18 protein-coding genes and 1 riboswitch are annotated in these 17,288 nt (G+C 72.5%); of the genes, 7 read left to right on the top strand and 11 right to left on the bottom strand.

The annotated features are described in order from the left end of the window. Positions 1–88 precede the first annotated feature (88 nt). The gene (locus tag ACWCQK_RS30260; RefSeq protein WP_451160310.1) at positions 89–1,516 is read right to left on the bottom strand and encodes a metallophosphoesterase; all 1,428 of its coding nucleotides are present in this window, start codon (positions 1,514–1,516) and stop codon (positions 89–91) included. A gap of 22 nt (positions 1,517–1,538) precedes the next feature. Next, positions 1,539–1,778 (bottom strand): SCO4848 family membrane protein, encoded by a 240-nt coding sequence (locus tag ACWCQK_RS30255; protein WP_451160308.1) that lies wholly within the window; start codon positions 1,776–1,778, stop codon positions 1,539–1,541. Positions 1,779–1,869: 91 nt separating this feature from the next. Here ACWCQK_RS30255 and ACWCQK_RS30250 point away from each other — a divergent pair, with 91 nt between their 5' ends. Next, positions 1,870–3,174 (top strand): D-alanyl-D-alanine carboxypeptidase family protein, encoded by a 1,305-nt coding sequence (locus ACWCQK_RS30250; protein WP_451160306.1) that lies wholly within the window; start codon positions 1,870–1,872, stop codon positions 3,172–3,174. Here ACWCQK_RS30250 and ACWCQK_RS30245 read toward each other — a convergent pair. The 4 genes from ACWCQK_RS30245 to ACWCQK_RS30230 all read right to left on the bottom strand — a co-directional run bounded on the left by ACWCQK_RS30245 (position 3,128) and on the right by ACWCQK_RS30230 (position 6,175). Beyond that, the gene (locus ACWCQK_RS30245) at positions 3,128–4,030 is read right to left on the bottom strand and encodes a YihY/virulence factor BrkB family protein (RefSeq protein ID WP_451160305.1); all 903 of its coding nucleotides are present in this window, start codon (positions 4,028–4,030) and stop codon (positions 3,128–3,130) included. The two genes, ACWCQK_RS30250 and ACWCQK_RS30245, sit on opposite strands and share 47 nt — an antisense overlap. Then, positions 4,018–4,506 carry a GtrA family protein gene (locus ACWCQK_RS30240; protein ID WP_451160361.1) on the bottom strand — a complete coding sequence of 163 codons (489 nt, stop codon included), beginning with the start codon at positions 4,504–4,506 and terminating at the stop codon, positions 4,018–4,020. Before ACWCQK_RS30240 ends, ACWCQK_RS30245 begins: the two co-directional genes overlap by 13 nt. A gap of 167 nt (positions 4,507–4,673) precedes the next feature. Further along, on the bottom strand, positions 4,674–5,654 hold the full coding sequence (locus ACWCQK_RS30235) for a decaprenyl-phosphate phosphoribosyltransferase (RefSeq protein ID WP_451160303.1): 981 nt from the start codon (positions 5,652–5,654) through the stop codon (positions 4,674–4,676). Next, the gene (locus tag ACWCQK_RS30230) at positions 5,651–6,175 is read right to left on the bottom strand and encodes a phosphatase PAP2 family protein (protein WP_451160301.1); all 525 of its coding nucleotides are present in this window, start codon (positions 6,173–6,175) and stop codon (positions 5,651–5,653) included. The genes ACWCQK_RS30235 and ACWCQK_RS30230 overlap by 4 nt, the downstream gene beginning before the upstream one ends. Positions 6,176–6,308: 133 nt before the next feature. Between ACWCQK_RS30230 and ACWCQK_RS30225 the strand changes: the two genes are divergently transcribed. After that, the gene (locus ACWCQK_RS30225; protein ID WP_451160299.1) at positions 6,309–7,664 is read left to right on the top strand and encodes an FAD-binding protein; all 1,356 of its coding nucleotides are present in this window, start codon (positions 6,309–6,311) and stop codon (positions 7,662–7,664) included. A 47-nt stretch (positions 7,665–7,711) separates the two neighbouring features. Beyond that, a complete protein-coding gene (locus ACWCQK_RS30220) occupies positions 7,712–8,467 on the top strand; it encodes a decaprenylphospho-beta-D-erythro-pentofuranosid-2-ulose 2-reductase (protein WP_451160297.1) in 756 nt (251 codons plus the stop codon). A gap of 9 nt (positions 8,468–8,476) precedes the next feature. Here ACWCQK_RS30220 and ACWCQK_RS30215 read toward each other — a convergent pair whose 3' ends face one another. Beyond that, complete coding sequence (locus ACWCQK_RS30215) at positions 8,477–9,055, bottom strand: 2'-5' RNA ligase family protein (RefSeq protein WP_451160295.1); 579 nt, start codon at positions 9,053–9,055, stop codon at positions 8,477–8,479. Between the two features lie 160 nt (positions 9,056–9,215). Beyond that, the gene (gene trpS, locus ACWCQK_RS30210; RefSeq protein ID WP_451160293.1) at positions 9,216–10,229 is read right to left on the bottom strand and encodes a tryptophan--tRNA ligase; all 1,014 of its coding nucleotides are present in this window, start codon (positions 10,227–10,229) and stop codon (positions 9,216–9,218) included. Positions 10,230–10,461: 232 nt separating this feature from the next. Here trpS and ACWCQK_RS30205 point away from each other — a divergent pair, with 232 nt between their 5' ends. The 3 genes from ACWCQK_RS30205 (at position 10,462) to ACWCQK_RS30195 (ending at position 12,871) form a co-directional block, all read left to right on the top strand. After that, a complete protein-coding gene (locus ACWCQK_RS30205) occupies positions 10,462–11,064 on the top strand; it encodes an RNA polymerase sigma factor (protein ID WP_451160291.1) in 603 nt (200 codons plus the stop codon). Then, positions 11,057–11,992, top strand: a complete 936-nt coding sequence (locus tag ACWCQK_RS30200) for a hypothetical protein (RefSeq protein ID WP_451160289.1) — start codon at positions 11,057–11,059, stop codon at positions 11,990–11,992. The genes ACWCQK_RS30205 and ACWCQK_RS30200 overlap by 8 nt, the downstream gene beginning before the upstream one ends. Positions 11,993–12,193: 201 nt before the next feature. Further along, positions 12,194–12,871, top strand: coding sequence for a hypothetical protein (locus ACWCQK_RS30195; protein WP_451160287.1), 678 nt, complete (start codon positions 12,194–12,196; stop codon positions 12,869–12,871). Positions 12,872–12,971: 100 nt separating this feature from the next. Here the strand turns inward: ACWCQK_RS30195 and ACWCQK_RS30190 are convergent, their stop codons facing one another. From ACWCQK_RS30190 to ACWCQK_RS30180, 3 genes are all read right to left on the bottom strand, one after another. Then, entirely contained in the window at positions 12,972–14,426 is a 1,455-nt protein-coding gene (locus ACWCQK_RS30190) for a glycine hydroxymethyltransferase (RefSeq protein WP_451160285.1), read from the bottom strand. A gap of 41 nt (positions 14,427–14,467) precedes the next feature. Then, a riboswitch (ZMP/ZTP riboswitch) is annotated at positions 14,468–14,556 on the bottom strand. Between the two features lie 147 nt (positions 14,557–14,703). Beyond that, positions 14,704–15,888, bottom strand: coding sequence for a glutathionylspermidine synthase family protein (locus ACWCQK_RS30185; RefSeq protein WP_451160283.1), 1,185 nt, complete (start codon positions 15,886–15,888; stop codon positions 14,704–14,706). 31 nt (positions 15,889–15,919) lie between these two features. Next, positions 15,920–16,285 carry a hypothetical protein gene (locus tag ACWCQK_RS30180; RefSeq protein ID WP_451160281.1) on the bottom strand — a complete coding sequence of 122 codons (366 nt, stop codon included), beginning with the start codon at positions 16,283–16,285 and terminating at the stop codon, positions 15,920–15,922. Positions 16,286–16,418: 133 nt separating this feature from the next. Here ACWCQK_RS30180 and ACWCQK_RS30175 point away from each other — a divergent pair, with 133 nt between their 5' ends. Further along, positions 16,419–17,282, top strand: a complete 864-nt coding sequence (locus ACWCQK_RS30175) for a DMT family transporter (RefSeq protein ID WP_451160359.1) — start codon at positions 16,419–16,421, stop codon at positions 17,280–17,282. The last annotated feature ends 6 nt before the right edge of the window (positions 17,283–17,288 follow it).

Raw genomic sequence — 17,288 nt, 5'->3', positions numbered from 1 at the left:
CGGTGGGGGAAGGGCATTCCGGTGAGAGGAGGGAGAACGCGCCCAAGGGTGTTTCCGGTGGGTTTCACAGGCTTCCCACAGGGGGGTGTCAGGCCTGCGCCGACGCCAGTTCGATCACCGTGATGTCCGAGGGCGCGCCCACGCGCGTGGGCGGTCCCCAGGCGCCCGCGCCCCGGGAGACGTAGAGCTGGGTGTCGCCGTAGCGCTCCAGGCCCGCGACCGTCGGGTTGGCCGCGGCCGCGATGAGGTTGCCGGGCCAGAGCTGGCCGCCGTGGGTGTGGCCGGAGAGCTGGAGGTCGACGGCGTGGGCGACGGCCTCGTGGATCTGGACCGGCTGGTGGGCGAGGAGCACGCACGCGCGCGTGGTGTCGCGGTCGCCGAGGGCCCGGGTGAAGTCCGGACCCTGGCCCTCGCTCGCGCCGCGGAGGTCGTTGACCCCGGCGAGGTCGAAGTGGGGCAGTTCGGTGCGGGCGTTCTCCAGGGGGTGCAGGCCCAGCCGGCGGACCTCCTCGACCCACTGCTCGGCGCCGGAGAAGTACTCGTGGTTGCCGGTGACGAAGAAGGCCCCGTGCCGCGCCCTGAGCCGCGCGAGCGGCGCGGCGGCCGGGCCCAGGTCCTTGACGCTGCCGTCGACCAGGTCGCCGACGACGGCGATCAGGTCGGGCTGCGTCGCGTTGATCGTGTCGACGACCTTCTGGGCGAAACCGCGCCCCAGGACCGGGCCGAGGTGGATGTCGCTGACGACCGCGATCCGGTAGCCGTGGGCGGCGCGCGGGAGCTTGGCCAGCGGCACGGTGACCCGCTTCACCCTCGGGCCGCGCAGGACGCCGTACGTGCCGTAGCCGACCGTGCCGACGGCGGCCGCGGCCGCCGTGCCGCCGACCACCCTGGAGACGAACAGGCGGCGGGAGGGGGCCGCGAGGGGGCGGAGAGCCTCCGGCTCAGGTGACTCGGGGGACTCAGGTGACTTCGGGGACTCAGGTGACTCCGGGGACTGAGGTGACTCGGGGGGCTCAGGGAGCTCAGGGAGCTCAGGTGACTCGACAGGCTCGGGCGACCGCGTGGCGTCGTGCGGTGCCGGCGCCGCCGTGGCTGCCGCCGTCGCCATCGTCGTACCCGTCGCCGCCGCTGTCGCTGTCGCTGTCGCTGTCGCCGATACGGTCTCGCGCCGCGGTACGGTCCCGGCCGCCCGCGTCCGCCGTTCCAGGAAGCGGCGCAGCAGGGGGCGCACGACCTCGCCGGCCAGGACGGCCAGCAGCAGGTAGACCGACAGGGCCAGCCACAGGAACCCCGGCCAGGCCAGCGCGCGCTGGAGCCAGAAGGGCGCGCCGGTGCGCTCGGCGACCAGCGCCCCGACGGCCAGCGCCCAGCCGGCCGCGATCAGCGCGGCGCCCGCCCGGCGGACCGGGCCGGGACCGCTCGTCGTGTCGCGGAACAGACGCCGCCACAGGTACCGGTTGGCCACCACCACGACGGCCACGACGGCCAGGGCGAGCAGCGCGAGGACGATGACCACTGTGCCGTGACCCCCGTTGCCGTTATGACGTGCGGCGCAGTGCGCGCAGTCCGCGCAACCCGATGCCCCCGACGACCGTCCCCAATACGAAGGAGACGACGGCGAGCGTCAGGTGCACCCAGAAGTACGCGGTGGGCTGCCCGTCGTCGAACGCGAGCCCACTGCTGTCCTTGATCAGGTTTTTGACGAAAGTGACCCAGATGACCCAGCTCCACACCCCGAAGGCGAGCAGGAACCAGGAGATCCGGCGGCTGAGCTTCATGCGTTCAGTATCGCGGTCCGGTGTCCGGTTCCGTGACCGGGGTGGGGTGGGTGCTGGGACATCGCGGGGTGCGGCATGTACGTTCTCGGTCGTGCCCGCACCCCTGAAGACCGGCAGGCGGCCCCTGCTGGTCACTTCCGCGACCTTGTTGTCCCTCGCGCTGACCGCGCCCGCCGCCCTCGCGGCCCCTGGTCCGTCGACGAGTCCGCCCGCCACGCCCTCGACGAGTCCGTCGGCCAAGCCCCCGGCGAACATGTCGCGTGTGGGCGGTGCGCAGCTCGGCCGGGCCGGTACGCAGGTCAATCTGGGCGCCGGGGCCCCCGTGCTGCCGAAGGACCTGACGGCGCGCTCCTGGATCGTCGCCGACGCCGAGTCCGGCGAGGTGCTCGCCGCGAACAACGCCCACTGGCGGCTGCCCCCGGCGAGCACCCTGAAGATGCTGTTCGCCGACACCCTGCTGCCGAAGTTCCCGAGCACCGAGAAGCACAAGGTCACGCCCGCCGACCTGGCGGGCATCGGAGCCGGGTCCAGCATGGTCGGGATAAAGGAGAACGAGACCTACACGGTCCACGACCTGTGGCTCGGCGTCTTCCTGCGTTCCGGGAACGACGCGGTGCACGTGCTGTCCTCGATGAACCACGGCACCGCCAACACCGTCAAGGAGATGAACGAGCACGCCGAGGAGCTCCAGGCCCTCGACACGAACGTGGTGACCCCGGACGGCTACGACGCCGGCGGCCAGGTCTCCTCCGCGTACGACCTGACGCTGTTCGCCCGCTCGGGGCTGCAGAAGGCCGACTTCCGCGAGTACTGCTCGACCGTGCGGGCCGATTTCCCCGGCGCGACGACGAAGAACGCCAAGGGCAAGCCGGTCCGCGAGACCTTCGAGATCCAGAACACCAACCGGCTGCTCAGCGGCGACAGCGACATCTCGGTCTACCAGGGCATCGCCGGCGTCAAGAACGGCAACACCACCAACGCGGGCGCCACGTTCACCGGTGTCGCCGAGCGCGACGGCCGGGTGCTGCTCGTCACGGTCATGAAGCCGGAGAAGGACGAGCACAACGAGGTCTACAAGGAGACCGCGAAGCTCTTCGACTGGGGTTTCAAGGCGGCCGGCAAGGTCCAGCCGGTGGGTGAGCTGGTGGCACCGAAGGGCACCGAGCAGAGCGCCCAGCCGGGTACCACCGCCGCGGCCGGTGAGGCCGGGGGCGCCGACGACGGCACCGGTACGACGTCCTCGAAGTCGGTGGCCGCCGCCCCGTCCGACGACGGAACCGGCGGGGTGTGGATCGCGCTCGCGGTCATCGGCGGGCTGCTGGTGCTGCTCGCGGGCGGCGCGTTCCTGGTCAACCGCCGGTGGCCGCTGCCGGATCTGATGCGCCGTCGCCGCTGAGCTCGCTCTCCTTGCTCCGCGTCGCCGTCCAGGAGGCGCAGAACAGCAGCAGCTTCGTGGTGAAGTTGATCCACAGCAGCAGGGCGACGGGGACGCCGAACGCCCCGTACATGCTCTTGGTGGCGACGCCCTGCATGTAGCCGCTCAGCAGCAGTTTCAGCAGTTCGAAGCCGACCGCGCCGATCAGCGCCGCCACGACCAGCCGGCGGCGCTGCGGTTCGACGCCCGGCAGCAGGGTGAGGACGTACAGGAGCACCAGGAAGTCGGCGATCACGGCGACGGCGAACGCGATGATCTGGAGCAGGACGCTGCCCCAGCTGTGCTCGTCCAGCCCGATGTGCCGGGCGCTCCAGCCGACGGCGGACGAGGCGACGGCGGACGCGGCGAACGTGATCAGCACGGCGCCGCCGAGGCCGATCAGGACGCCGGTGTCCTTGGCCTTGCGCAGGAGGGGGTTCTCCTCGCTGTCCGGCAGCTCCCACACCGCGCGCAGGCACTCGCGCATCTGGCCGACCCAGCCGATGCCGGTGAACAGCAGGACCGCGCCGGCGATGAGGCCCACCGTGCCGGCGTTCTGGATCAGGGCGTCGAGGTCGAGCTGTTCGGAGATGCCGGGGACCTGGTCGGCGATCTGGTCCTCGATCGTCTTCTGCCGTTCGGTGCTGAGCGTGGCCGCGGCGATCGCCGCGGCCACCGTCAGCAGCGGGAAGAGCGCGATGAAACTGACGAACGTCATCGCGGCCGCGAGCCGCGTCCACTTCACCCGGTCCAGCCGCTCGTACGAACGCCACGCGTGCGTGGTCATCAGGCGCGTCAGCAACGGCCCGATCCCGGGAAGCTTCTTCAGCCAGTCCATGACCCGACCCTGTCCTCGTCGCCCTTGTCGCCCTGGTCGCTCTTGTCTTCCTTCACGCGGAAGACAAGTGTCCTGGTACCCCAGAACCGCAGGACCGTGGCCAGCGCCATGCCGACTCCCGCTCCGGACACGATGTCCGCGCGCGGGGAGGTCAGACCGAGGCCGTAGTGGCTGACGGTCAGGCACAGCAACTGCACCAGCGCGCCGGCGACGTTCACGGCGAGGAAGACGGCGTACCGGCGCCAGGGCGAGCCGCCCCGGCCCCGGTACGGCCCCAGGGCGTTGCCGGCGTAGGCGACCGTGCAGCCCGCGGCGAAGGACAGGGCCTTGGCGGAGAGGGGGTCGAGGGCGGCGGGGCCGCGCAGGTAGCCGAAGAGGGCCAGGTCGACGGCGTACGCGAGGAGGCCGACGGCGGCGAAGCCGAGGAGTTCGCGGTGCGGGAGGCGGACGGTGGGTCCGCGGGCGGGCCGCCCCACCGGACCGCGCGCGGGGCGACCCACCGCCCGGCTCGTGGCGGGACCGGTCGCCGGACGGCTCGCCGCTGGGTGCACCTGTGTGGCCGACGGTCCACGCGCCGGGCCGCACAGGGGGTGACTCGCCGGTTCGCTCGGTGGGCGGGGCGTCGGGCGGCTGAGCGGCCCGCTCACCAATTGGCCACCGCCAGCCCGTACATCGCGAGCCAGACCAGGCCGATGAGGGCGAGGGCGCGATCGCGCAGCACGACCTCCTCGGGTTCACCCGCGGTGCCGCGGTCGGCGAAGACGGCGTAGCGCAGGACGGCCAGGATGAAGGCGACCATCGACAGCTGGCGCCAGGGCAGCAGGCCGGTGTGCGGGACCCCGCCCTCCTCCAGGGCCCACAGGCAGTAGCCGAGGACGGCGACCCCGGCGGCCAGCTGCCAGACGAACCGGAGGTAGCCGGTGGTGTACTCGGTGAGCAACGCGCGCGTGGCGCCCGCTTTTCCGGCCATCTGGACGGCTTCCGAGTAGCGCTTGGCCGCCACCATGAACAAGGCCCCGAATCCGGTCGTGATCAGGAACCAGCGCGACAGCGGGATGCCGAGCGCGAGCCCGCCGATCATCGCCCGCATCAGGAAGCCGGTCGTGACGACGGCGAGGTCCACCACGAGGACGTGCTTGAGGCTGACGCAGTACGCCAGTTGCATGCCGATGTACGCCGTCAGCAGGGCCGCGACGGCGGGCGAGGTCAGCCACGCGGCGGCGGCCGGCGCCAGGACGGCCAGGGCGGCTCCCACGGCGTACGCGAGCGGCACCGGGACCTGCCCGGCGGCCACCGGGCGGCGGCGCTTGGTGGGGTGGGCGCGGTCGGCCTCGGCGTCGCGGGCGTCGTTGATCAGGTAGACGGCGGCCGCGCAGGCCGTGAACAGGGCGAAGACGAGGGCGAGTCGGGTGGCCGCGTGGACGGAGAAGAGCCGGCCCGCCGCCGCCGGGGCGGCCAGGACCAGGACGTTCTTGACCCACTGTTTGGGCCGCGCGGTCTTGAGGAGACCGCCGACGGCGCCGCCGCGCGGGTGCGGTACGGGCCGCTCGCGTCGGGCGCGCTGCTCCAGAAGAGACGTTTCGGTGGCGTGTGCGGCGCTCGGTGAGGGCACGGTCCCGGTCATCGGCACCCCTCACTCATCCAACGCGCCCCGAGCAGCGCCGTGCATGCTCCGAGGGCGGCCCCCGCGGCCACGTCCGACGGGTAGTGGACGCCGGCGACCAGGCGGGAGAGGCACATCGCGACGGCGAGCGGCGGGACGACGTACACCCCGAGCGTTCCGTAGGCGACGGCGGCGGCCGCGGCGGAGGTCGCGTGCGAGCTCGGGAAGGAGTGCCGTCCGAGGGTGCGCACCCGGGGCCGGACGTGGGTGGGGCGCGGACGGCGCACGACCCTCTTCACCCCCATGCTGACGATGTGCGCGCCCGCGGTGAGCGCGGTCCCGCGCAGCCAGACACCGCGTCGCGCGCCGTCCACCGCGGCGCCCGCGAGGCCCGCCGCGACCCAGAGCGCGCCGTGCTCCCCCACTCGGGACAGGGCACGCGCGGCGCCCGCGACGCGGGGGTCCGTGCCGCGGGTGTGGAACGCCGTGAGGATGCGGTGGTCGAGGTCGACTCTGTGCTCCATGTGGTCCATGTCGTCCATGTCTGTTCACTGTTCACGCCGACACCGCCGGAACTCCGGCAATATTGAGCGACATCCCATTAATCACCCATTTCGGGGAGGGTAGCTATGTTTCAGAACTAATCCCCCATACAAGGGCGATACGGTCACCGTCATGCCTGCCGACACCGTTTCCGTCACGGGATGGGGCCGCACCGCTCCCTCCGCAGCCCGTCTGGTCCGGCCCAGGACCTACGAGGAGGCCGTGATCGCCGTCCGGGACTGCGGAGTCCGCGGCGGCATCCCCCGGGGGCTGGGACGGGCGTACGGGGACGCGGCGCAGAACGCCGGCGGCGCGGTGTTCGACATGACGGGCCTGGACCGCGTCCACGCGATCGACGCCGACGGCGGGACCGTGCTCTGCGCGGCGGGCGTCTCCCTGCACCGGCTGATGCAGATCCTGCTGCCCCTCGGCTGGTTCGTGCCGGTGACCCCCGGCACCCGCCACGTGACGGTCGGCGGGGCGATCGGCGCGGACATCCACGGCAAGAACCACCACGTGTCGGGCTCCTTCTCCCGCCATGTGCTGTCGCTGGAACTGCTCACCGCGGACGGCTCGGTCAGGACGGTGAGCCAGGGCACGCCCCTGTTCGACGCGACCGCGGGCGGCATGGGCCTGACCGGGGTGATCCTCACCGCCACCCTGCGGCTCCAGCCCGTCGAGACCTCGCTCATGTCCGTCGACACCGAACGCGCCACGGACCTCGACGACCTGATGGCCCGTATGACGGCCACCGACCACCTCTACCGCTACTCGGTCGCGTGGATCGACCTGCTGGCACGCGGCGCGGCGACCGGCCGCGCCGTGCTGACGCGCGGCGACCACGCGCCGCTGGACGCGCTGCCGGCCGGCGCACGCGCGCGTAGGGACCCTTTCGCCTTCCGGCCGTTGCGCCTGCCGGCCGCGCCCGCCTTCCTGCCCGAGGGACTGCTCAGCCGGCGAACCGTGGGATTGTTCAACGAGTTCTGGTACCGGAAGGCGCCCCACGCGCGCACCGGCGAACTACAGAAGATCTCGGCCTTCTTCCACCCGCTGGACGGGGTTCCCCACTGGAACCGCGTCTACGGCCGCGGCGGCTTCGTGCAGTACCAGTTCGTCGTCGGACACGGCGAGGAGGAGGCCCTGCGCCGGATCGTGGGGCGCATCGCCCGGCACCGCTGCCCGTCCTTCCTCGCCGTCCTCAAGCGCTTCGGCGACGCCGACCCGGGCTGGCTGTCCTTCCCGGTGCCCGGCTGGACGCTCGCCCTGGACATCCCGGCCGGACTGCCGGGCCTCGGCGCCCTACTGGACGACCTGGACCACGAGGTGGCCGCCGCCGGTGGGCGCGTCTACCTCGCCAAGGACTCCCGGCTGCGGCCCGAGCTGCTCGGCGCGATGTACCCGCGGCTCGCCGACTTCCAGGATCTGCGTGCGGAGCTCGACCCGCGCGGTGTCTTCAGATCCGACCTGTCCCGGCGCCTCGGCCTCTGAGACCCCCGTCCCCCTCGCGATCCCCTCGCCACTCGCTAGGAGCTGTCATGAAGGACGCCTTCGGCATCCCCCAGTCCCTGCTCGTCCTCGGCGGCACGTCGGAGATCGCGCTCGCCACCGCGCGCCGCCTGATCGCCCGCCGCACCCGCACGGTGTGGCTGGCCGGACGCCCGTCCCCCGGTCTCGAACAGGCCGCGGCACAGCTCGGCGCGCTGGGGGCCGACGTGCACACCGTCCCCTTCGACGCGCTTGACCCCGACTCCCACGAGACCGTGCTCGGCAAGGTCTTCGCGGAGGGCGACATCGACATGGTGCTCCTCGCCTTCGGCGTCCTCGGCGACCAGGCGCACGACGAGCGCGAACCGGCGAACGCGGTGCGCGTCGCGCAGACCAACTACACCGGCGCGGTGTCCGCCGGACTCGTCAGCGCCCGCGCGCTCCAGGCGCAGGGCCACGGCTCGCTCGTGGTGCTGTCCTCGGTCGCGGGCGAGCGCGCCCGCCGCTCGAACTTCATCTACGGCTCCAGCAAGGCCGGCCTGGACGTCTTCGCCCAGGGCCTGGGCGACGCGCTGCACGGCACCGGCGTCCACGTCATGGTCGTACGCCCCGGGTTCGTACGGTCGAGGATGACCGACGGGCTGGAGGAGGCACCGCTCGCGACGACACCGGAGGCGGTCGCCACGGCCATCGAGCTGGGCCTGCGCCGACGCTCGGAGACGGTGTGGGTGCCCGGGGTGCTGCGCCTGGTGATGACGGCACTGCGGCATCTGCCACGCGGGGTCTTCCGGCGGCTGCCGGTCTAGGAGCCGGTCCTACCTGGTGGGGAGGGAGCCGTGTTCCACGGGGCCGGCCTGCGGCGGTACCACCGCTCCCCCGAAGGGGAACTCCCGCAGCTTGCGCCAGACCCCGTCGGGTCCCTGCTCGTAGAGGGCGAAGCCGGTGCACGGCCACTCGGCCTCGTAGTCGGCGAGCTCCGCGAAGGCGCGGTCCATCGCAGCGTCGTCGATGCCGTGCGCCACCGTGACGTGCGGGTGGTACGGGAACTGGAGGTCCCGGGCGACCGGCCCGGAGGCGGCCCGGATCTGCTGCTGGAGCCAGGCGCAGGACTCGGTGCCGGCGACGATCCGCACGTACACCACCGGCGACAGGGGCCTGAAGGTGCCGGTGCCGTGCAGCCGCATCGGGAAGGGGCGGCCGACGCCCGCGACCTCGACGAGGTGCGCCTCGACCGCGGGGACCACGGCCGCGGCGACCTCGGTCGGGGGGAGCAGGGTGACGTGGGTGGGGATGCCGTGAGCCGCGGCGTCGCCGAAGCCCGCGCGCAGCTGCTGGAGCTGGCTGCCGTGAGGCTCCGGGACCGCGATCGACACGCCGATCGTTACGGTCCCCACGTCGTCTCCTGTCGTCGTGTCGGGTGTATGCCGGATGGGTGCCGGGTTTGTTCTCTGCCGTCCGGCTATCGACTTTAAGGCCACGGCTGGGCTGTGGGCAGGCGCAGCCGTAGTGATGTGCAGCGCTCTGTCCAGTGGTACGTGTGTGCGGTCGTGCGCCTCAGTGCTTGGCGGGCAGGAAGCCGACCCTGTCGTACGCCTGGGAGAGGGTCTCCGCGGCGACCGCGCGCGCCTTCTCCGCGCCCTTGGCCAGGATCGAGTCCAGCGTCTCCGGGTCGTCCAGGTACTGCTGGGTGCGCTCCCGGAACGGCGTCACGAACTCGACCATGACCTCGGCCAGGTCCGTCTTCAGCGCACCGTAGCCCTTGCCGTCGTACTTCTCCTCCAGTTCGGCCACACCGGCCCCGGTGAGGGTCGAGTAGATCGACAGCAGGTTGCTCACGCCCGGCTTGTCCTGCGGGTCGAAGCGGATGACGGTGTCGGTGTCGGTGACCGCGCTGCGGACCTTCTTGGCGGTGGCCTTGGGGTCGTCGAGGAGGTTGATGAGGCCCTTCGGCGTGGACGCCGACTTGCTCATCTTGATCGACGGGTCCTGGAGGTCGTAGATCTTCGCCGTCTCCTTGAGGATGTACGGCTTCGGGATGGTGAAGGTGGGGCCGAAGCGGCCGTTGAAGCGCTCGGCGAGGTCACGGGTGAGCTCGATGTGCTGGCGCTGGTCCTCGCCGACCGGGACCTCGTTGGCCTGGTAGAGCAGGATGTCGGCGACCTGGAGGATCGGGTACGTGAACAGGCCGACGGACGCCCGGTCCGCGCCCTGCCTGGCGGACTTGTCCTTGAACTGGGTCATGCGGGAGGCCTCGCCGAAGCCGGTGAGGCAGTTCATGATCCAGGCGAGCTGCGCGTGCTCGGGCACATGGCTCTGGACGAAGAGCGTGCAGCGCTCCGGGTCGAGACCGGCCGCGAGGAGCTGGGCGGTGGCCAGGCGCGTGTTGGCGCGCAGCTCCGCGGGGTCCTGCGGGACCGTGATCGCGTGCAGGTCCACGACCATGTAGAACGCGTCGTGGGACTCCTGGAGCGCCACCCACTGGCGGACGGCGCCCAGGTAGTTGCCGAGGTGGAACGAGCCTGCGGTGGGCTGGATTCCGGAGAGCACGCGGGGTCGGTCAGAGGCCATGTTCACCATTCTCTCAGTTGAAGGCTCCCCCGAAAAACAGCGGGGGATTCCCGGCTCGCGCCGTTCGCCCGTCCAGCGGGCGAACGGTCCCTCGCTCTCGCTGATCCGCGGGGGCGCGGACGTCGCCCATCCGTGGAGGTGCGGGCCTCGCCCGTCCGAGGGGGTGCGGGACTGGTGCGAACTGGTCCGTGACGGATGGGAACCGATCCGCCCTCTGCGGTGTAACAAGAATGTGAGGACGCGGGAGGGGGGCCGCATCGTCGATGAGGCCGCGGTGATCGCACGCGTACGCGCCGGGGAGCCGGAGGCGTACGCGCAGCTGGTGCGGGCCCATACGGGCATCGCGCTGCGGGCCGCCGCGGCGCTCGGGGCGGGGGCGGACGCGGAGGACGTGGTGCAGCAGGCCTTCGTGAAGGCCTACTGCTCGCTGGGGCGGTTCCGGGACGGCGCGGCGTTCAAGCCGTGGCTGCTCTCGATCGTCGCCAATGAGACGAGGAACACCATGCGGACGGCGGCGCGCCAGCGCACGCTCGCCGGCCGGGAGGCGGCCTTCGCGGAGGCGGAGCCGCTGATACCGGAGTCGGCGGACCCGGCCGTGGCGACGCTGGAGACGGAGCGCCGGGCGGCACTGCTGGCCGCCCTGGAGAAGCTGAGCGACGAGCATCGGCTCGTCGTCACCTACCGCTATCTCCTGGAGATGGACGAGTCCGAGACCGCGCAGGCGCTGGGCTGGCCGCGCGGCACGGTGAAGTCCCGGCTGAACCGCGCGCTGCGCAGGCTGGGGCGACTGTTGCCGGACTTCCGGCCCCGGGAAGGAGGTGATGATCTTGAGTGAGGGCCACAGGTCGTACGAGGAGGGCCACGGGTCCTACGAGGGCGCGCGCGGTCGGCTTCCGGACGAGCTGCGGGAGCTCGGGCGGTCGCTGGACCCTCCTGGGACGGCGGCCCGGTCGGAGTCGATGGCCGAGCGGGTGCTGGAGCGGATACTCGCCGAGCGGCTGCCGGTACCGGTGGCCGAGCCGCCGGGGCCCGGTGAGCGGCTGCGGGCGGTGCGGCGCTGGACGGGGGCGCGGTGGCGCTCGCTGACGGCGACGCTGTGCGCCCTGCTGACGGTGCTCGTGCTCACGCCTCCGGTGCGGGCGGCGGTCTTCGACTGGTTCGGCTTCGGCGGGGTCGAGGTGCGGTACGACCCGTCGGCGGTGCCTTCGCCGGGGGCCGAGATCCCGGGCTGCGGACGCTCGGTGTCGCTCGCGCAGGCCGCGCGGCAGGCCGGCTTCGAGCCCCTGGTGCCGCGGGCGCTCGGTGTGCCGGACGCGGTGACGGTGACCGGTGAGCCGCGGGGGCGGTCCCTGGTGAGCCTGTGCTGGCGCGAGCGGGGGCATGTCGTCCGGCTGGACGAGTTCCCGGCGCGGTTGGACGTGGGCTTCGCCAAGACCGTGCGCGAACAGCCGGAATGGCTGTCGCTGGGCACCCCGTCCCCGGACGGCGGTGGGGCCCCGGAGCCTGCGCTGTGGTTCCCGCGCCCGCACCTGCTGAGTTTCTGGCTGGTGGACGCGGACGGCACCCGCTTCACCCGCGAGCGGCGGACGGCGGGGCCGACGCTGCTGTGGACCCACGCGCCGAACACCGACACCGGCGCGGGCGCGGGGCCCGGTGAGGTGACGCTGCGGCTGGAGGGGGTGCCGTCGAAGGAGCGGGCGGTGCGGATCGCCCTGTCGCTCACGGGCGACGTCCCGGAAGGCAGCCCGGACGGCGACGCGTAAAGGCGGTGGGTCGGCGCGGGCGGCGCGGTCGCGACAGTTCGAAACAGTGCGGGCGAGGTGGGAACCCCGGCGGCTCGGGCGGTGTACCAGAAGTGACAGGCGGCCCGCGGACGGACCGCCGGGGACGGACGGTTGGGGGACATGATGGGCGGACGGAAAGGCACGGTTCGTGAACTCGGAGCGCTGACCGGAGCGTTGGCGATGACGCTCACGCTGATGGTGTGGGGTGCGTCGTCCGCTGCGGCGGGCGGCCCGACCAGTGTGCTGGTGACCTCACCCGCGAGCGGACAGGCCACCGCGCGGTACTACTCGGACAAGGAGTACGACAAGCTGGCACAGTTGCTCGGCCCCTCGGGCACGGGCACGCGCGACAAGCCGCCGGAGGCCGATCTGAGCGTCGCCTCGCAGATCAACGTCACATGGCTGGCGCACGACATCTCGCCCTGGCGGCTGGACCGGGTCTTCCCCGTCGAGTCCGGGCCGCGGACGGTCTGGATCCACACGGCGGCCGACGTGCCCGAGAACCTGAACGGTCTCTGGCACCGCGCCGACCATCCCGCCGAACTGCGCGCCCTGCTCGCGAAGATGGGCGTGACGGGCAAGGCCTCGGACAAGGGCCACTCCGGCATCCCCCCGGCACCGTGGCAGTCGGAGGGCGCCACGGCCGCGCCGGAGGCCGGCACGGGGACGGTCGCCGTGCGGGCCTCCCTGCCGGACGCGGCCGACGACGGCTGGGCGCACTGGTGGTGGACGCTGCCAGGAGTGGCCGCGGGCGTCGCCCTGGGCTCCGGCGGGACGCTGCTGATACGCCGCGCGGCGGCCCGGCGCGATGCCGGACCGCCGCGGGAGGAACCCCACCAGGAGCTGATCGACCTCTAGGGTCCTCTAGGGGCTGTCCCCGGCCCGTGGTGATCTGTACTGGTCGGCCCGTAGCGATCTGCACCGACCGTGTCGGCCCCGTCTGCCGGGACCGGCGGCGTCAGACGCCGAGGTCGACCTCCGGGTACAGCGGGAAGCCGGAGACGAGGTCCGAGGCGCGGTGGGAGATCTCGTCCGCGATCTTCGGGTCGAGGATGTGCTGGGCCTTGGAGGGGGCGCCCTTGGAGGTGGTACCGGCCTCGGCGGTGGTGAGGACACGGTCGATGAGGCCGGCGACCTCGTCCATCTCCGCGGTGCCCAGGCCGCGCGTGGTCAGGGCGGGGGTCCCGATCCGGATGCCGGAGGTGTACCAGGCGCCGTTGGAGTCGGCCGGGATGGAGTTGCGGTTGGTGACGATGCCCGATTCGAGCAGGGCGGCCTCGGCCTGGCGGCCGGTGAGGCCGTAGGAGGAGGTGACGTCGATCAGGTTGAGGTGGTTGTCCGTGCCGCCGGTCACGAGGGTGGCGCCCCGCCGCATCAGGCCGTCCGCCAGCGCGCGGGAGTTGTCGACGATGCGCTGGGCGTAGTCCTGGAAGGAGGGCTGACGCGCCTCGGCCAGGGCGACGGCCTTGGCGGCCATGACATGCGGGAGCGGGCCGCCGAGCACCATCGGGCAGCCGCGGTCGACCTGGTCCTTGAGGGAGTCGTCGCACAGCACCATGCCGCCGCGCGGGCCGCGCAGCGACTTGTGGGTGGTCGTGGTGACGATCTGGGCGTGCGGGACCGGGTCGAAGTCGCCGGTGAGGACCTTGCCGGCGACCAGGCCCGCGAAGTGGGCCATGTCGACCAGGAGCGTGGCACCGACCTCGTCGGCGATCTCGCGCATGATGCGGAAGTTCACGAGACGGGGGTAGGCGGAGTAGCCGGCGACGATGATCAGCGGCTTGAACTCACGGGCGGAGGCGCGCAGGGCCTCGTAGTCGATGAGGCCGGTGGCGGGGTCGGTGCCGTAGGAGCGCTGGTCGAACATCTTGCCGGAGATGTTCGGGCGGAAACCGTGGGTGAGGTGACCGCCGGCGTCCAGGGACATGCCGAGCATGCGCTGGTTGCCGAAGGCGCGGCGCAGCTCGGCCCAGTCGGCCTCGGAGAGGTCGTTGACCTGGCGCACGCCCGCCTTCTCCAGGGCGGGGGTCTCGACGCGCTGGGCGAGGACGGCCCAGAAGGCGACGAGGTTGGCGTCGATGCCGGAGTGCGGCTGGACGTAGGCGTGGCGGGCGCCGAAGAGCTCGCGGGCGTGTTCGGCGGCGAGGGCCTCGACGGTGTCGACGTTGCGGCAGCCGGCGTAGAAGCGGCGGCCGACGGTGCCCTCGGCGTACTTGTCGCTGAACCAGTTGCCCATGGCCAGGAGGGTGGCCGGGGAGGCGTAGTTCTCGGAGGCGATCAGCTTGAGCATCTCGCGCTGGTCGGCGACCTCCTGGCCGATGGCGTCGGCGACGCGCGGCTCGACGGCGCGGATGACGTCGAGGGCGGCGCGGAAGGCGGTGGACTCGGTGGAGAGGGGCTGCTGCTCTGTCATCTCGGCCTCCGGGCGGCGTGGCTACTGACGGTCACGGTTCACGGCTCGGCCCAGGCGCACGGCACTGATCACTCACAGGCCGCTCCCCGATGGTCCGTCCCATCCCAGCGCGCCAGTCACGGCCTGCCCGAAAGCCTACCGGGCACGTCGCGACGGAGGGTCCCGCGTCCACCATACGAGCGACGATGGAAGGGGGTCAGCGAGGTCTCCGAACGGCTGCTGGACCGGGGCTGACGAGCAGGCGTGCGTGGCCGGACGCGCGCTCGGGCGGAGTGGGCTAGAGGATCACGTGGGGCAGGAAGCGGGCGTACTCGTCCGTGATCAGGCCGGAGGACTCACGGATGCCGAGGCCGGCGGACTCGTCGCCGACGATCCAGGCGCCGAGGACCACGTGGTTGCCGTCGAAGGCGGGAAGGGGGGCCAGTTCCTGGTAGCAGCACGGTTCGTCCCGCGGGACCGGGGCGGTGCCGGGCCGGTGGACCGTCACTCCGGCGCCTTCGCGGCCGAGGAGCGGCTTGGCCACGTAGCCGGTGGTGGCCGCCAGGTCGCGGGGGCCGTCGAGGTGGGCGGGGAGGAGGTTGGGGTGGCCCGGGAAGAGCTCCCAGAGGATCGCCAGCAGGGCCTTGTTGCTGAGGAGCATCTTCCAGACGGGCTCGATCCACAGGGTGGTGCCGGTGCCGCCGCCGTTGTCCAGGGTGTCGAGGACGTGGTCGGCGAAGCGGTCGGTGGTGAGCCACTCCCACGGATAGAGCTTGAAGCAGCTGCGGATGAAGCGGAGCCGGTTGTCGACGAAGCGGCCGGAGAGCGGGTCCCAGCCGATCTCCTCCATCGGGATCCAGGCGGTGTCCAGGCCCGCCTGTTCGGCGGTCTCCTTCAGGTAGGCGACCGTCATCAGGTCCTCGCCGAGTTCGTCGGCGGTGGAGTGCGCGAAGAACAGGGGGTTGCCGGGCGGGAGGAGGGGGGCCTGCTTCTTCCAGACGTCGACAAGACGCTCGTGGAGGGAGTTCCACTGGTCGGCGCCCGGAAAGCGGTCCTCCATCCAGAACCACTGGGGCGAGGCGGCCTCGACCAGGGAGGTGGGTGTGTCGGCGTTGTACTCCAGCAGCTTGGCCGGGCCGGTGCCGTCGTAACGGAGGTCGAAGCGGCCGTACACGGAAGGGAGTTCATCGCGGCGGCGCCAGGCCTCGGCGACCGTGGCGGCCACGCGCGGGTCGGTGATGCCGAGGTCGGCGTAGCGGCCGGCGGTGACGATGTGGTCCGCCGCCGCCAGGCACATGCGGTGGAGTTCCTCGACGACCTCTTCCAGCTCTTCGACCTCCGCCAGGGTGAAGGCGTAGTACGCGCTCTCGTCCCAGTAGGGGCGCAGGGTGTCGTCGGGCAGGCGGGTCAGCGGATACACGAGCCCCTGCTCCTCGACAATCTGCTGCCAGCCGGGGCGGGGGTCGATGGTGCGGCGTTCCATGGTGTGCGTTCGTCGGCTCTCGTGCGGGCGCTCAGCCGCCGCTGCCGGAGCCCGAGCAGCCGAAGCCGCCGCGGTCGACGGCCTCGCTGTGGCTGAAGGTGCCGTAGTCGGCGTACTTGCCGGTGACGTCGGCGTCGTAGTACCAGGCGGCGTCGGCCTTCTTGCTCGTCCCGGTGCCGGCCGGCTTGCGGTTCTTGCCGGTGGACGAGGAGCCGGAGGCGCTCGACTTGCAGTTCTGGTCGGCGACGATCCGGTAGCCGTCGAGGGCGTCGTAGCTGTCGCGGTCCACGCACCGGCGGTCGGGTTCGGATCCGCAGGAGGTCAGGGCCGCCGCGATGACGCCCATCCCGCCGAGCACGACCGTGCTCGATCGCAGCCGTCTGCGTGCCTGCGCCATGCGGTGTCTCCCCCTCGCCCAGGCCCGCCGGTCGGCGGGCTGTCCTTGTGGTCAGCCTAGATACCGGCCGGAGAGCCCACGCGAGGCCCCCCTGCCGCATCCCCTCCCCTACAGTCGCTTCGTGCTCTTTGGGATGGTGTGTGCGCTCGGTGCGGCGGTCTGCTTCGGTACGGCCACGGTGTTGCAGGCGATGGCCGCGCGCACGGCCGGCGCCGCCGGGGGCGGGGAGGCGGCGCTGCTGCTGCGGGCACTGCGGCAGTGGCGGTATCTGGCCGGGCTCGCGCTGGACGGGCTCGGGTTCCTGTTGCAGGTCGCGGCGCTGCGGTCGATCCCGATCTACGCCGTCGGCGCGGCGCTGGCCGCCAGTCTCGCCGTGACGGCGGTGGTCGCGGCGCGGCTGCTGCGGGTGCGGCTCAGCAGGGTCGAGTGGGGCGCGGTGGGGGTGGTGTGCGCGGGGCTGGCGATGCTGGGGCTGGCGTCCGGGCCGGAGGGCGAGCGGGCGGGGTCGACCGCGTTGAAGTGGGCGATGCTCGCGGCGGCCGGGGCCGTGCTGCTGCTGGGACTGGTGGCGGGGCGGCTGCCGGAGCGCGGGCGGGCGCTGCTGCTGGGGCTGGGTGCGGGCTTCGGGTTCGGGGTCGTCGAGGTGGCGGTCCGGCTCATCGACGACCTGTCCCCCGGCACCCTGGCGGTCAATCCGGCGACGTACGCGCTGCTGCTCGGCGGCGGGGCCGCGTTCCTGCTGCTCACGTCGGCCCTGCAGCGCGGCTCGGTGACGACGGCCACCGCCGGGATGGTGATCGGGGAGACGATCGGGCCCGCGGCGGTGGGGGTGGTGTGGCTCGGGGACCGTACGCGCGAGGGGCTCGCCTGGGTGGCCGTCCTCGGCTTCGCGGTCGCGGTGGCGGGTGCGCTGGCGCTGGCGCGGTTCGGGGAGGCACCCCAGGAGACGGCGGCGCGGACGCGTGCGGTGCCCTCGCGCACGGGGGACCTTCCCTGAGGCCTG

Source organism: Streptomyces sp. NPDC002306, from assembly GCF_053593435.1.
Note: the sequence above shows the minus strand (reverse complement) of the source record. Positions and strands in the feature narration are given on the sequence as shown.

What these genes read in the sequence shown, in the direction of transcription:
- ACWCQK_RS30175 (WP_451160359.1), top strand. Translation starts at nt 16,419, where the DNA reads ATGGTGTGTGCGCTCGGTGCGGCGGTCTGCTTCGGTACGGCCACGGTG.
- trpS (WP_451160293.1), bottom strand. Translation starts at nt 10,229, where the DNA reads ATGGCCTCTGACCGACCCCGCGTGCTCTCCGGAATCCAGCCCACCGCA.
- ACWCQK_RS30255 (WP_451160308.1), bottom strand. Translation starts at nt 1,778, where the DNA reads ATGAAGCTCAGCCGCCGGATCTCCTGGTTCCTGCTCGCCTTCGGGGTG.
- ACWCQK_RS30190 (WP_451160285.1), bottom strand. Translation starts at nt 14,426, where the DNA reads ATGACAGAGCAGCAGCCCCTCTCCACCGAGTCCACCGCCTTCCGCGCC.
- ACWCQK_RS30225 (WP_451160299.1), top strand. Translation starts at nt 6,309, where the DNA reads ATGCCTGCCGACACCGTTTCCGTCACGGGATGGGGCCGCACCGCTCCC.
- ACWCQK_RS30230 (WP_451160301.1), bottom strand. Translation starts at nt 6,175, where the DNA reads ATGGACGACATGGACCACATGGAGCACAGAGTCGACCTCGACCACCGC.
- ACWCQK_RS30245 (WP_451160305.1), bottom strand. Translation starts at nt 4,030, where the DNA reads ATGGACTGGCTGAAGAAGCTTCCCGGGATCGGGCCGTTGCTGACGCGC.
- ACWCQK_RS30185 (WP_451160283.1), bottom strand. Translation starts at nt 15,888, where the DNA reads ATGGAACGCCGCACCATCGACCCCCGCCCCGGCTGGCAGCAGATTGTC.
- ACWCQK_RS30195 (WP_451160287.1), top strand. Translation starts at nt 12,194, where the DNA reads ATGACGCTCACGCTGATGGTGTGGGGTGCGTCGTCCGCTGCGGCGGGC.
- ACWCQK_RS30235 (WP_451160303.1), bottom strand. Translation starts at nt 5,654, where the DNA reads ATGACCGGGACCGTGCCCTCACCGAGCGCCGCACACGCCACCGAAACG.
- ACWCQK_RS30220 (WP_451160297.1), top strand. Translation starts at nt 7,712, where the DNA reads ATGAAGGACGCCTTCGGCATCCCCCAGTCCCTGCTCGTCCTCGGCGGC.
- ACWCQK_RS30180 (WP_451160281.1), bottom strand. Translation starts at nt 16,285, where the DNA reads ATGGCGCAGGCACGCAGACGGCTGCGATCGAGCACGGTCGTGCTCGGC.